At 60.7% G+C, this 13,292-nt stretch carries 15 protein-coding genes; 10 read left to right on the top strand and 5 right to left on the bottom strand.

Annotated elements, in window-relative coordinates; genetic code table 11:
* The first annotated feature begins 6 nt into the window (after nucleotides 1–6).
* Complete coding sequence (locus tag WA225_RS08970; protein ID WP_422607670.1) at nucleotides 7–912, top strand: alpha/beta hydrolase; 906 nt, start codon at nucleotides 7–9, stop codon at nucleotides 910–912.
* Complete coding sequence (locus WA225_RS08965) at nucleotides 909–1,238, top strand: hypothetical protein (RefSeq protein ID WP_128615722.1); 330 nt, start codon at nucleotides 909–911, stop codon at nucleotides 1,236–1,238. Before WA225_RS08970 ends, WA225_RS08965 begins: the two co-directional genes overlap by 4 nt.
* A 263-nt stretch (nucleotides 1,239–1,501) precedes the next feature.
* Here the strand turns inward: WA225_RS08965 and WA225_RS08960 are convergent, their stop codons facing one another.
* From WA225_RS08960 to WA225_RS08950, 3 genes are all read right to left on the bottom strand, one after another.
* On the bottom strand, nucleotides 1,502–2,290 hold the full coding sequence (locus tag WA225_RS08960; RefSeq protein ID WP_242204975.1) for an OmpA family protein: 789 nt from the start codon (nucleotides 2,288–2,290) through the stop codon (nucleotides 1,502–1,504).
* A gap of 55 nt (nucleotides 2,291–2,345) precedes the next feature.
* Nucleotides 2,346–2,750: a DUF4398 domain-containing protein gene (locus tag WA225_RS08955; protein WP_034154861.1), complete on the bottom strand. Its 405-nt coding sequence runs from the start codon at nucleotides 2,748–2,750 to the stop codon at nucleotides 2,346–2,348.
* Nucleotides 2,751–3,117: 367 nt separating this feature from the next.
* A complete protein-coding gene (locus WA225_RS08950; RefSeq protein ID WP_064393219.1) occupies nucleotides 3,118–3,462 on the bottom strand; it encodes a hypothetical protein in 345 nt (114 codons plus the stop codon).
* Nucleotides 3,463–3,675: 213 nt separating this feature from the next.
* Here WA225_RS08950 and ppc point away from each other — a divergent pair, with 213 nt between their 5' ends.
* The 7 genes from ppc to WA225_RS08915 all read left to right on the top strand — a co-directional run bounded on the left by ppc (nucleotide 3,676) and on the right by WA225_RS08915 (nucleotide 11,010).
* Nucleotides 3,676–6,306, top strand: a complete 2,631-nt coding sequence (gene ppc, locus WA225_RS08945) for a phosphoenolpyruvate carboxylase (protein WP_422607669.1) — start codon at nucleotides 3,676–3,678, stop codon at nucleotides 6,304–6,306.
* Between the two features lie 300 nt (nucleotides 6,307–6,606).
* Complete coding sequence (gene adk, locus WA225_RS08940; RefSeq protein WP_242204972.1) at nucleotides 6,607–7,254, top strand: adenylate kinase; 648 nt, start codon at nucleotides 6,607–6,609, stop codon at nucleotides 7,252–7,254.
* 93 nt (nucleotides 7,255–7,347) lie between these two features.
* Nucleotides 7,348–8,022 carry a tRNA (adenosine(37)-N6)-threonylcarbamoyltransferase complex dimerization subunit type 1 TsaB gene (gene tsaB / locus WA225_RS08935; protein WP_422607668.1) on the top strand — a complete coding sequence of 225 codons (675 nt, stop codon included), beginning with the start codon at nucleotides 7,348–7,350 and terminating at the stop codon, nucleotides 8,020–8,022.
* A 255-nt stretch (nucleotides 8,023–8,277) separates the two neighbouring features.
* Nucleotides 8,278–8,586, top strand: coding sequence for a hypothetical protein (locus tag WA225_RS08930; RefSeq protein WP_008078387.1), 309 nt, complete (start codon nucleotides 8,278–8,280; stop codon nucleotides 8,584–8,586).
* Complete coding sequence (locus WA225_RS08925; protein ID WP_422607667.1) at nucleotides 8,586–9,446, top strand: DUF72 domain-containing protein; 861 nt, start codon at nucleotides 8,586–8,588, stop codon at nucleotides 9,444–9,446. Before WA225_RS08930 ends, WA225_RS08925 begins: the two co-directional genes overlap by 1 nt.
* Before the next feature lie 32 nt (nucleotides 9,447–9,478).
* The gene (locus WA225_RS08920; RefSeq protein WP_422607666.1) at nucleotides 9,479–10,315 is read left to right on the top strand and encodes an isocitrate lyase/PEP mutase family protein; all 837 of its coding nucleotides are present in this window, start codon (nucleotides 9,479–9,481) and stop codon (nucleotides 10,313–10,315) included.
* A 2-nt stretch (nucleotides 10,316–10,317) separates the two neighbouring features.
* Nucleotides 10,318–11,010 (top strand): extensin family protein, encoded by a 693-nt coding sequence (locus WA225_RS08915; RefSeq protein ID WP_422607665.1) that lies wholly within the window; start codon nucleotides 10,318–10,320, stop codon nucleotides 11,008–11,010.
* A gap of 3 nt (nucleotides 11,011–11,013) precedes the next feature.
* Here the strand turns inward: WA225_RS08915 and WA225_RS08910 are convergent, their stop codons facing one another.
* On the bottom strand, nucleotides 11,014–11,634 hold the full coding sequence (locus WA225_RS08910) for an energy transducer TonB (RefSeq protein ID WP_422607664.1): 621 nt from the start codon (nucleotides 11,632–11,634) through the stop codon (nucleotides 11,014–11,016).
* Between the two features lie 92 nt (nucleotides 11,635–11,726).
* On the opposite strand from WA225_RS08910, the gene WA225_RS08905 reads away from it, so the two are divergent.
* A complete protein-coding gene (locus WA225_RS08905) occupies nucleotides 11,727–12,509 on the top strand; it encodes a class I SAM-dependent methyltransferase (RefSeq protein WP_422607663.1) in 783 nt (260 codons plus the stop codon).
* A 131-nt stretch (nucleotides 12,510–12,640) separates the two neighbouring features.
* On the opposite strand, the gene WA225_RS08900 is transcribed toward WA225_RS08905, so the two are convergent.
* Nucleotides 12,641–13,276 carry a TetR/AcrR family transcriptional regulator gene (locus WA225_RS08900; RefSeq protein WP_422607662.1) on the bottom strand — a complete coding sequence of 212 codons (636 nt, stop codon included), beginning with the start codon at nucleotides 13,274–13,276 and terminating at the stop codon, nucleotides 12,641–12,643.
* Nucleotides 13,277–13,292 lie beyond the last annotated feature (16 nt).

Raw genomic sequence — 13,292 nt, 5'->3', positions numbered from 1 at the left:
CACCGGATGAGAATCCTCGGCATTTTCTGCCTGCTCCTGACCCTCAGCGGTTGCAGCTCTTTGTTGTTCTACCCCGAGCCGGGTCAGATCTTCACCCCGGAAAAAGCCAAGCTCGAATACCGCACCGTCACGCTGGTCACGGCGGATGGCTTGAAACTCAATGCCTGGTGGCTGCCGGCCAAGGCGGGTGTCGAGGTCAAAGGCACCGTCCTGCACCTGCACGGCAACGGCGGCAATCTGCCGATGCACCTCGGTGGCAGTTGGTGGTTGCCGAAAAACGGCTATCAAGTGCTGCTGGTGGATTATCGCGGTTATGGCTTGTCCGAGGGCGAGCCGAGTTTGCCGGCGATCTATCAGGACATCGACGCGGCGTTTGCCTGGCTCGATAAGGCGCCGGAGGTCAAAGGCAAGCCGCTGATCCTGCTCGGCCAGAGCCTCGGCGGTTCGATGGCGGTGCATTGGCTGGTGCAGCATCCCGAGCGGCAGAAACAGCTCAAGGCTTTGGTCCTCGACGGCGTGCCCGCCAGTTATCGCAGCGTCGGCCAATACGCCCTCAGCACCTCATGGCTGACCTGGCCATTCCAGGTGCCGCTGTCGTGGCTGGTGCCGGATGGCGACAGCGCGATCAACTCGATGCCGCAGCTCAACGGCGTGCCGAAGCTGATTTTCCACAGCATCGACGATCCGCTGGTGCCGCTGTCCAACGGCATCCGCCTGTATCAAGCTGCGCCGCCACCGCGTGTGCTGCAACTGACCCGTGGCGGCCATGTGCAGACCTTTGGCGACCCGGTGTGGCGCCAGGTGATGCTGCGCTACCTCGATGATCCCGAGCATTTCAACGGCCTGCGCCGCCTCGGTGAAATCCCCAATTACCCGACACCCCCGAATTCTGAAGATGAGAGTCCGCAATGACTGAAGAACGCAACGCCATCCCGCTGATCATCACCGGTATCTGCAGCATCCTCGGCACCGTCGGGGCGCTGTGGTACTACGGTTACCTGCACTTCGCCAAACCCGAGGATGCGTTGCTGCTCAACGAATTCACCATGCTCAAGACTGTGCCGGGTGAAGACTATAAAGTCTCCCTCGACCCGGCGCCGCAGGTGGCGCAGTGCATCGATGGCGTGCTGGTGTTGTTTGATACCGAGCAGAAAGGTTTGACCGGTGTGCTGATCAACGCGCAGAAGAAAGCCGTGCGTTGCATGGGTGAGGAGACCCCGCAGAAGCTGGAGGAGTGATTCTGCAGGTTCAGCCCTCACCCTAACCCTCTCCCAGTGGGAGAGGGGACTGACCGAAGTGTTCTTTCGCTACACGCCGACCTGAAAGATTGCGTTGATTATGGATTCGGCGAAGCACTTTCAGGTCGACGCAGCTATCGAGCATCCCCCAATCGGCTCCCTCTCCCTCGGGAGAGGGCTGGGGTGAGGGGGCGCGATTTCAGCCCGCACAAAAAAGCCCCGCCTGATCACTCAGGCGGGGCTTTTGCGTTACAGCAGGGCGCTTAGTTCGAGCTCATCGCCGAACGCGGCATCACTGGCTGGTTGTCGTTGGAAATGGTCACTTCCACACGACGGTTCATTGCACGGCCGGAGACGCTGCCGTTCTCGGCAACCGGGTATTCCTTGCCGTAGCCCTGGGTGACGATACGCGCTGGATCAACGCCCATTTTCACCAGTGCGGTGCGCACGGAGTTGGCGCGACGCTCCGACAGCGACTGGTTGTGACTGGCAGAACCGGTGCTGTCGGTGTAACCCTCAACGATCACTTTGCGATCCGGGTTTTCCTGAAGGAATTGCGCCAGTTTGTTGATATTCACCAGACCGCTGGATTTCAGGTCGGCACGGTCGGTGGCGAACAGCACGTCGCCGAAAGTCACCAGCGTACCGCGATCGGTCTGCTTGGCGTTCAGGCTGTCCTGCAGCTGTTTGATCTGCTGATCGCGGGCATCCAGACGTGCCTGGGCACGTTGCGCTGCGGCGTTCTTCAGATTGTTTTCAGCGGTGCGCAGGGCGATGGTCTGCTTGGCCACTTCCACGCGCTGGTTAGTCAGGTACGCCAGTTGGTCAACCTTGGCCGCGTCTTGCTTGTCCAGATAAGCCTTGTCGGCCTTGTCCAGGTAATCACTGGCGTCTTTGGTTTCCAGCGCCGCGACTTTGCTGGCCTGTGGGTTGGCTTGCAGGCCGGCGTAGTTGGTGCGCGCGTTTTCCAGATTCGGGTTAGGTGGAGTGGAGCACGCAGCCAGGGCAACGCTTGCGGCCAGAAGAGCTGGGATCATCAGTTGCTTACGCATAATTTGTCGTCCTTTCTATCGATAAAAGTTTCAGCTTTGCGATCGGGATGCGCGCTTACTGCACAGTGCGCTGACTTTCCTGACGCAGTTCCTGAACACCTTTCTGGGAATCCTTCACAGCCTGTTCGGCTTTCGCGGCCTGGGCCTTGCGTTCGGCTACACGAGCGTCCCACTCGGCTTGCTCGGACAGGGTGCGCGCTTCGTCATACTTCTTGTCGTGCATGGCGATTTCGGCTTGTTTCAGTTTGTCCTGCGCTTGCTTCATCTCAACCGCGGCAAACTCGGTACCGCCGGCGCTGACCGCGCTGTTCACTGCCGATTGAGTCACGGCGTATTGCTCGGTAGGTGGGTTACCGGCGCAACCGGCCAGCACGAAGCTGGTGCCGATGGCCAGAGCCGCCAGTTTCAGACCGCGCAGGTGGGTAAACGAGGTTTGGTTTTTCATGGTCTTCAACTCCATTAGGCATCTCCTGAAAACAACTGAATCCATCCTGGGCGAGGAGCCGAAAGCGTCGTATCCAAGCGCGTTTTTGAAACGCTCGTTCCAGGCGTGGTTACTGGTTCCGACCGGCGGCTTTTTTCAAAAGTTCAGAAAAGATGGCTAATCGCCAAAATAAATTCTGACTGAGTGGACAAGGCTCTAGAGCGGGAACTTTGGCGTGGGAGAGCGGTACGCGCGGGCGAAAAACGATGTGGTTTTGGAGCTGAATTACAGTCCCTGTGGGAGCTGGCTTGCCAGCGATGGGGCCATCAGATTCAACGCATCGGTGACTGAACTGACGCCATCGCTGGCAAGCCAGCTCCCACAGGTTCAATGCAATTTTGGGTCAGTGTTTTGGCTTGCCTTCAACGGCCGACAGGTCATGCAAATGCCGGCGCGACAGCGCCAGAAACCGCGGCGTAGGCCCGACATCCTCATACAGCGGATCACCCTCCTCATCGGTCGCCACCACCGTCGACCCCTTCACATATGGCAAGCTCGCTTCAAACTCTTCAAGGGCTGCGCCAATCAGTTCGCCAAGCAGTTCTTCGGCATGCCGTTTGGGGTACATCTCGGCAATCGCTGCCAGACGCGCAGCGGCTTCAACGTCCAGATGAATCGTATAGCCAGTGTCGGTCAGGCGACCCTTGGCGTTTTCTTCCCAATGCTGGGCGAGTTCACGAATTTTCATGATGACCTCATTTCGCACCTGCTCATGGCAGGCCTGGGTGAGTGTCCGCCGGGGCCGGCGGCAAGCCGTTGTGCGGCTTACTGTTGAGACTAGCTTTCGCCCACAAGGTTTAAAGTCCCTTGGTCGGAAGCTTGTAAGAAGCGGCGCAGAGCGGCACTCTCTAGGTCATGCACTCGTTTCTAAGCCGTCCGGATTACTGCTGGGGAATTGCTGATGACCGATATTGATGCACGCTTGCGCGAAGACGTTCACCTGCTCGGAGAGCTGTTGGGTAACACCATTCGAGATCAGTACGGCGAGGCTTTCCTCGACAAGATCGAGCAGATTCGCAAAGGCGCCAAGGCCGACCGCCGCGGCTCGATGGACGCTGAACTGAGCGCCAGCCTCAATCAATTGAGCGAAGACGAACTGCTCCCGGTGGCGCGGGCGTTCAACCAGTTTCTCAACCTGGCGAACATCGCCGAGCAGTATCAGTTGATCCATCGGCGCGAAGAGTCGCAGCCGGCGCCGTTCGAATCCCGTGTGTTGCCGGAATTGCTCGCGCGCTTGCGCAGCGAAGGCCACAGCGCCGAATCGCTGGCGCGGCAACTGGCGCGCCTGGAAATCGAACTGGTGCTGACCGCGCACCCGACCGAAGTGGCGCGGCGCACGCTGATCCAGAAGTACGACGCGATCGCCGGGCAACTCGCCGCGCAGGATCATCGCGACCTGACCAGCGCCGAACGCGAACAGATTCAGAACACCCTGCAACGGCTGATCGCCGAAGCCTGGCACACCGAAGAAATCCGCCGCACACGCCCGACGCCGGTCGATGAAGCCAAGTGGGGTTTCGCGGTGATCGAACATTCGCTGTGGCAGGCGATTCCCAACCATATGCGCAAGGCCGACAAAGCCTTGTTTGAAGCGACGGACCTGCGTCTGCCATTGGAAGCGGCGCCGATTCGCTTCGCGTCGTGGATGGGCGGCGACCGTGACGGCAACCCCAACGTCACCGCTGCGGTGACCCGCGAAGTGTTGCTGCTGGCGCGCTGGATGGCCGCCGATCTGTACCTGCGTGATGTCGATCATCTTGCCGCCGAATTGTCGATGCAACAGGCCAGCGATGCCCTCAAAGCCAAGGCTGGCGACAGCGCTGAACCGTACCGTGCGGTGCTCAAGCAATTGCGCGAACGTCTGCGCGCGACGCGCAATTGGGCACACGCCGCACTGACCGCGCCAACGCCTGCTCCTGCCGATGTGCTGAGCAACAATCGCGATCTGCTCGATCCGCTGGAACTGTGTTTCAACTCGCTGCACGAATGCGGCATGGGCGTGATCGCCGACGGGCCGTTGCTCGATTGCCTGCGGCGCGCGGTGACGTTTGGCCTGTTCCTCGTGCGCCTTGATGTGCGTCAGGACTCGTCGCGGCACAGCTCGGCGATGACTGAAATCACCGACTACCTCGGCCTCGGTCGCTACGAAGATTGGGATGAAGAACAGCGCATCCGTTTCCTCACGCAAGAACTGACTAATCGCCGGCCATTGCTGCCGGCACATTTCAAACCGTCGGCCGACACCGCCGAAGTGCTCAACACCTGCAAGGAAATCGCCGCTGCGCCGGGCGCTTCGCTGGGTTCCTACGTGATTTCCATGGCGGGCGCGGCTTCCGATGTGCTCGCCGTGCAACTGCTGCTCAAAGAGTCCGGCGTGCTGCGGCCGATGCGTGTGGTGCCGCTGTTCGAAACCCTCGCCGACCTCGACAACGCCGGGCCGGTGATGGAGCGGCTGTTGCTGCTGCCGGGCTACCGCGCGCGGCTGCAAGGTCCGCAGGAAGTGATGATCGGCTACTCGGACTCGGCCAAGGACGCCGGCACCACCGCAGCGGCCTGGGCGCAATATCGCGCGCAGGAACGGCTGGTGGAAATCTGCCGCGAGCAGCAAGTCGAACTGCTGCTGTTCCACGGTCGTGGTGGCACCGTGGGCCGTGGCGGTGGCCCGGCCCACGCGGCGATTCTGTCGCAGCCGCCGGGTTCGGTGGCGGGGCGGTTCCGCACCACGGAGCAGGGGGAAATGATTCGATTCAAATTCGGCCTGCCGGACATCGCCGAGCAAAATCTCAACCTGTATCTGGCGGCGGTGCTTGAAGCGACGTTGTTGCCGCCACCACCGCCAACGCCAGAATGGCGCCATCTGATGGACGAATTGGCGGCTGACGGTGTCAGCGCTTATCGCCAGGTCGTGCGGGAAAATCCGCAATTCGTCGAGTACTTTCGCCAGTCCACACCGGAGCAGGAGTTGGGCCGTTTGCCGCTCGGCAGTCGTCCGGCCAAGCGCCGGGCCGGCGGTATCGAAAGTCTGCGGGCGATCCCGTGGATCTTCGGCTGGACGCAAACGCGGCTGATGCTGCCGGCGTGGCTGGGTTGGGAGTCGGCGCTGAGCAAAGCGCTGGACCGTGGCGAAGGCGAGCTGCTCGGGCAGATGCGCGAACAGTGGCCGTTCTTCCGCACGCGCATCGACATGCTCGAAATGGTTCTGGCCAAGGCTGACGCGGATATCGCGCTGTCCTACGATCAGCGTCTGGTCGAGCCGGACTTGCTGCCGTTGGGCGCGCAGTTACGCGACCTATTGTCGCAGGCGTGCACGGTGGTGCTCGGCCTGACTGGCCAGTCGCAGCTGCTGGCACATAGCCCGGACACCCTTGAATTCATCCGGTTGCGCAACACCTACCTCGACCCGCTGCATCTATTGCAGGCCGAATTGCTGGCCCGCTCGCGGCAGCAGGATGTCGAGCAGGGCAGCCCGGTGGAACAGGCGTTGCTGGTGTCTGTGGCGGGGATTGCCGCCGGTTTGCGAAATACCGGCTAACGTTTTTGTCGTGTTGCGCGGCACCGGCAATAGACGCCGGATGCCGCTTTGCCTGACGGCGCAAAGTGCCGCCAGGCGACAGTTAATGATGGGGTTGCGACTTGGGTTACCGCGTCGCGAGGTCGCGGGGGGCGTCGGTTTCTCCGACTTTTGGCGTCTTGTGTGGGCGCAGCCTGCTGTGTATCTTGATCAGCCTTTGGCCGTTTATGCGGCCACGACCCGTATTTTCAGGATTCGTCCCAAGAGGCGAATCCTTTGTTTTGTAAAAGCTTTTTATAAAAAAATTGAGGAGCACATCTAATGCGCGTCATTCTGCTGGGAGCTCCCGGGGCCGGTAAAGGTACTCAGGCTAAGTTCATCACCGAAAAATTCGGCATTCCACAAATTTCCACTGGCGACATGCTGCGTGCAGCGGTCAAGGCCGGTACACCACTGGGCGTTCAAGCCAAGAGCATCATGGATGCCGGCGGCCTGGTGTCGGATGACCTGATCATCGCACTGGTTCAGGATCGTATCGCTCAGCCAGACTGCGCCAACGGCTTCCTGTTCGACGGCTTCCCGCGCACCATTCCGCAGGCTGAAGCCCTGGTGACTGCCGGCGTTGAGCTGGACGCGGTAGTTGAAATCGCTGTTGAAGACGAAGAAATCGTGCAACGCATCGCCGGCCGTCGTGTTCACGAAGCCAGCGGCCGCGTTTACCACATCGTCTACAACCCGCCGAAAATCGCGGGCAAAGACGACATCACTGGCGAAGAACTGGTGCAGCGCAAGGACGACACCGAAGAAACCGTGCGTCATCGCCTGTCGGTCTACCATTCGCAGACCAAGCCGCTGGTGGAGTTCTACCAGAAGCTGTCCGCTGCCAACGGCAAGCCGAAGTACAGCCACATCCCGGGCGTCGGCTCGGTTGATGCGATCACCACCAAGGTGCTGGCCGCGCTGAGCTGAAAAGTCTGATCGGCTGCATCATCCACGGCCCGCTTGCGGGCCGTAGTTGTTTATACTGACGCACTTTTTCCCACCCCTGTTTTGGAAACATCGATGAGCACCTTGCTGGCCCTGGACACCGCGACTGAAGCTTGCTCCGTTGCCTTGCTGCATGACGGCAAGGTCACGAGCCATTACGAGGTGATCCCGCGCCTGCACGCGCAGAAGCTGCTGCCGATGATCCAGCAATTGCTTGCAGACGCCGGCACCACGTTGCAGGCGGTTGATGCGATTGCCTTCGGTCGCGGGCCGGGCGCGTTTACCGGTGTGCGGATCGCCATTGGTGTGGTGCAAGGCCTGGCGTTTGCGCTGGATCGCCCGGTGTTGCCAGTGTCCAACCTTGCCGTTCTGGCGCAGCGGGCGTTGCGTGAACATGGCGTGAGCCAGGTCGCGGCGGCCATTGATGCGCGGATGGATGAGGTGTATTGGGGCTGCTACCGCGAGACGGCGGGGGAGATGCGCCTTGTGGGTGCCGAAGCGGTATTGCCGCCGGAAGTTGCCGCACTGCCGGTCGATGCCAGTGGCGACTGGTTTGGTGCTGGCACCGGTTGGGGCTATGCCGAGCGCATAGCGGTTGAACTGAGCGGTTCGGATGCCGGCATGTTGCCCCACGCCGAAGACCTGTTGACCCTGGCGCGGTTTGCCTGGGAGCGCGGCGAGTCGATCCCGGCGGACGACGCGCAACCGGTTTACCTGCGCGACAAAGTTGCCACCCCGAAAGCCCGCTGATTCACCACAAAACCTGTGGGAGCGAGCTTGCTCGCGAAGGCGGTGTATCAGTCTCGATCTGCTTTTCTGACACACCGCCTTCGCGAGCAAGCTCGCTCCCACAGGGAATTAAGTCGCCCGCGAATCCGCCAATCGTCAGTTTGTAACCCCTCGCTTTAAACCTTTTGCGCTTTATGTGTTCTAGTTATCACTCGGCGGTTTGCTAAGTCGGTCAAGTGCCGCTAAATTGCCATCATCGATACCGAGCATGAAATTATGCGTATAGACGGCCTTTCCTCTCAGTCCTACCCCATCAAGCGCAAGCCTCGCAAAGGCAATGTGACTGTGGATGAGTCCGTCGACGATATCGACGGTGAGCTGGAATTCCCGACTGAAGAGCAATTGGCCGCGCGCGCTGCCAAAGCCTCGGCACAACGCCTGAGCAATCTGCCTGCCCGTCAGCAAGACATGATCTATCACCGTGCGATGAAGAAGAGCGTAGCGATGGCCCTCGCCAGCTACCTGAGCACCGCCGGTTTTGTCGATTGGGATGCGGACGTGCTGGGCCTCGATCTGTACATCTGATGGATCTGCCTTACTACCTCGGTTGCCCGTCCTGGAGCGAAAACGCCTGGCGCGAGTATCTGTATCCGGTCGACGCCAAAACTTCCGATTTCCTCGGTCTCTATTCGCAAGTATTCAACGCCGTTGAAGGCAACACGACCTTCTACGCGAGTCCGTCGCCCGCCACCGTGCAGCGTTGGGCCGAGGTCATGCCCGAACACTTTCGCTTCACCGCAAAATTCCCCGGCGACATCAGCCATAGCGGTGACCTGCGCGATCAACTGACCGCCGCCGAAACCTTTCTGCAATTGCTCAAGCCGCTGGGTGAGCGTGTCTCGCCGCTGTGGCTGCAACTGTCGAAAAGCTTCACGCCGCAGCGACTGCCGGAACTGGCAGCGTTCATCGATGCGCTGGATTGCCCGCTGGCAGTGGAAGTGCGCCATGAACAGTTCTTCGCCAAGGGCGAGAGCGAGCGTCTGCTCAATCGCTTGCTGCTTGATCGTGGCGTCGAGCGCATCTGCCTTGATCCGCGTGCACTGTTCAGTTGCCTGTCGACCGAGTCGTCGGTGATCCACGCGCAATCGAAAAAGCCGCGAGTGCCGACGCGCCCGGCCGCGTTCACACAGTTTCCGCAAGTGCGCTTTATCGGCCATCCCGAGCTTGCAGCCAATGATGCGTTCCTGCTGCCGTGGGTGGCGAAAATCGCCGAGTGGATCGAAGAGGGGCGCACGCCGTACATCTTCCTGCACACCGCCGACAACCTTCTCGCGGCGAAACTGGCGCAACGTTTTCACGCACAACTGATGCAACGTTTGCCTGGCCTGCCAGCGCTGCCTGAGCTATACAGAGAACCCGCCGCCGAGCAACTTGGCCTGCTCTGAGGCGGATTCGTTTTCCTGCCCGGAGCCTGCCGATGGACGCTTTAGCCCTTCAAGAACAAGTCCGTAAGGCCCACGCCTTCAAAGCCCTGCATGAACAACCGGGGATCTTCGTCATTCCCAATCCGTGGGACGCCGGCTCGGCAAAAATGCTCGCCAGTCTCGGCTATCAGGCCTTGGCCACCACCAGTGCCGGTTATGCGTTTTCCCAGGGCAAGGCTGACGGTGCCTTGAGTCTTGATGAGACCGTGGCCAATGTCCGCGCGATTGTCGCCGCCACCGATTTGCCGGTAGCGGTGGATCTGGAAAACGGTTTTTCAGATGACCCGGTCGAGTCTGCGCAAAGCCTGTTGCGTGCCGCCGAAGCGGGCGCGGTCGGCGGTTCAATCGAAGACGCGACGGGCCGCCCGGATGCACCGATCTATTGTTTCGAACACGCCGTGGCGCGCATCGAAGCGGCGGTCGCTGCCGTGCGCACGCTGCCATTTCCCTTCATCCTCACCGCGCGCGCGGAAAACTACCTGCACGGCAATCCTGATATCAACGACACCATTCGCCGCTTGCAGGCGTTCGCCGAAGCGGGCGCCGACGTGCTGTACGCACCGGGTTTGCGCAGCGCCGAAGAAGTGCTGGCGGTAGTACGCGCGGTGGCGCCGAAACCGGTCAATGTGCTGATGTCCGGTGGTTTGAAACTGACTGTGCAGGAACTTCAGGAAATGGGCGTGCGCCGCATCAGCACCGGTTCGGCACTGGCATTGGCGGCTTTCGGCGAATTCTTCCGCGCCGCTGAAGAGATTCAGCAGTCCGGCACCTTCGGCTTTACCTCGCAGTCGATGCCGTACGCCAAGGCCAATCAGTTCTTCAAAGGTTAAGCATGGGGCGGTGGATTGCGCTAACCGTGCTGCTGTTCATCGGCGGCACCGCCATCAGCGTCTGGCGCGGCTGGCTGGAGGTGCCGGCGCAATGGAATCCTTGGGCACCACTGGACGTGACAGCCACGCCCAACTGGCTGACCGGTTACAAACTCATGCGGTTAAGCGCCGACCCGGAGCTCTGTGCTCGGGCCTTGAGCACCTCTGATCTGCGCGTCACGCGACAAGCCGACAGCCCCGACGCCAAGTGTCCGCTGATCGGCGCCTTGCGCGTACAGGGCGGTGAGGTGGCGCTGAGCAGCAGTTTCCTCGCCAGTTGTCCGTTGGCGGTGGCCTACGCGATGTTTGAACACCACACGCTGCAACCCGCCGCCCAATCCGTTTACGGGCAAAAGGTCGCGCGGGTTGATCACCTCGGCAGCTTCGCCTGTCGCAATGTCTACAATCGCGAAAGCGGCGCGCTCAGCCGTCATGCCAGTGCGGACGCGCTGGACATCGCCGGGTTTCGTCTCGCCGACGGCCGTAGCATCAGTGTGCTCAAGGATTGGCCCAAGCAAAATCAGGACGCGCAGTTTCTCCGTCAGGTGCGCGACGGCGCCTGCGAGGCGTTCAGTGTGGTGTTAAGCCCGGATTACAACGCCGCCCACCGCAATCATTTTCATGTCGATGTCGGGCGTTGGAGCGTATGTCGCTGAAGTTTAGGCGGCCAGGCGCAGGTTCTGCAGAACGATTGGGCGAGCCCAGCCGTTATCGAAGTCCAGCGCCTTCTGTTGCTCGACGATTTCTTCTGGCGGGAACGGCGGGTAAGGCTTCTGCATCAGGTCCAGATCGAACTCGGCAATCGGCAGGTACAGCGGTTTCTTCTGCGGGGCCGGGCCTGGCTCTGGAACGGGCTGACCGTTGTTGATCACCACCGGACGCACCCAACTGCTGTCGAAATCCTGCTGCGCTTGCTGAGCTTTGAGTTCTTCAGGTGGGAACGGTGGGAATGGCTTGTCCAGCAAGTCCATTTCGAATTCGGCGATCGGCAGGAACAGCGGCTCTGGCGGACGCACTTCGGTGTCCACCACATCGCATTCGCGCTGGCTGACGATGTGCGCGTGCAGTTCGCTGCCGATGGTCGGTTCTTCCGGGCTGCTCAGGTCAACCGGCGGAAACGTGCCGCAGGCAGGCACCACTTCACTCGTCTGTTCGGCCATCGCCTGGGCAAAGAAATCCTGCCACAGGTGACTGACGCCGCTCAGTGCTTGAGTGTTGTGACGGCTAAAGTCGCCATGGGGCGAGATGTAGCCAATCGATGTGGGAAGAATGCCTGACATTTTTTTCGGTTGACGCTCAGCTCTGGCAAAATGCGCGTTGAATGAGTTATCGGCGGTTTTTGCCGCTCCTTGAATTTTTGAGCGTGTTTTCCATGATCGAACAACCCGCGGCCTGCCGCATCCATGTCGAAGCACTCGGCCCGACGTTTGAAGCGCAAGCTGTGCAGTGGGCCGAGCGTCTCGGCCTGCCGCGTGAAGTGGCGGACGGCGAGTTTGCCTTGCAGGTCGGCGAGCAGGGTTTGCAACTGCAACAACTCGGCCCGGACGCACCGGGGCCGGTGCGCGTCGACTTCGTTGAAGGTGGCGCGGCGCATCGGCGCTTATACGGCGGCGGCAGCGGGCAGATGATCGCCAAGGCTGTCGGCATTGCCCAAGGCGTGCGCCCACGGGTACTGGATGCCACGGCGGGGCTGGGCAAGGATGCGTTCGTGCTGGCCAGTCTCGGTTGCGAGATGAGCCTGATCGAGCGCCAGCCGCTGATTGGCGCGCTGCTGGAGGATGGTCTGGCGCGGGCGGCGGAGGATTTCGACGTGGCGCCGATCGTGGCGCGGATGACCTTGCTCAAGGGCAACTCGATCGACGTCATGCAGAACTGGGAAGGCGAGCCACCGCAGGTGATTTATCTCGATCCGATGTTTCCGCACCGTGAGAAAACCGCGCTGGTGAAAAAGGAAATGCGTTTGTTCCGGCCGTTGGTGGGTGATGATCCGGATGCGCCAGCGTTGCTCGAAGCCGCGTTGGCGCTGGCGACGCACCGGGTGGTGGTCAAGCGACCGCGCAAGGCGCCGTGCATTGAGGGGCCGAAGCCGAGTCATGCGCTGGATGGCAAGTCCAGTCGGTATGACATTTACCCGAAGAAAGCGCTCAAGCCTTAAAACCGAGGCGCGCCAATCGCTGGCAAGCCAGCTCCCACAGGGTTTGGTGGTGTGTACACAGTTTGTGAACCCACCCAAATCCTTGTGGGACCTGGCTTGCCAGCGATGGCGTCAGTGCTGCCCCTGATAAGCTAGGGCTTGTACGCCCGCATAAAAAGCCCCACCACTTCCTCGATATGGCTTTCCGCAGCCTCTTCGCTCAACGGCTCGCCACAGCCATACAACAGCCGAAAATTCCCCGCGCCCTTGATCAGGCAGAAGAAATGCTCGGCGGCATTGCGCGGCAGGTCGATGCTCAGCACGCCGCTGTCATGGATTTGCGTCAACAACCGCTCCATCCCTTGCACCATGCGCTGCGGACCCGCCTCGAAGAAGATCAGCGACAGTTTCGGATCCTGAACCCCCAGCGCCATGATCAAGCGGTGCAGATTCACCGATTCATCGCTGTTGATCAGGTGATGAAAGCCTCGCGCAATGTTCAGCAATACATTTTCCACGGCGATGCCTTCGGGCAATTCGAAGAACAGTGGCGGTAATTGCTCCTCGCATTTGGCCACCACGGCAGCGGAGAACAGCGTCTCCTTGTCGTTGAAATGGCTGTAGACCGTCAGTTTTGACACGCCAGCCTCGCTGGCGACCGCGTCCATGCTGGTGTTGGCATAGCCATGACTCAGAAACAGAATTTTCGCCGCCTCGAGGATCGCCTGGCGCTTGGCCAGATCCTTGGGGCGGCCCGGGCCGTTTGGAGCTGAAGGATTGTTCGACATTCTTCGCTTTTAATAC

The sequence above is a fragment of the Pseudomonas sp. genome (assembly GCF_049300855.1).
Lineage (GTDB): Bacteria > Pseudomonadota > Gammaproteobacteria > Pseudomonadales > Pseudomonadaceae > Aquipseudomonas.
The sequence above is the reverse complement of the archived record's forward strand: the minus strand, read 5'-3'. Positions and strand labels throughout refer to the sequence as shown.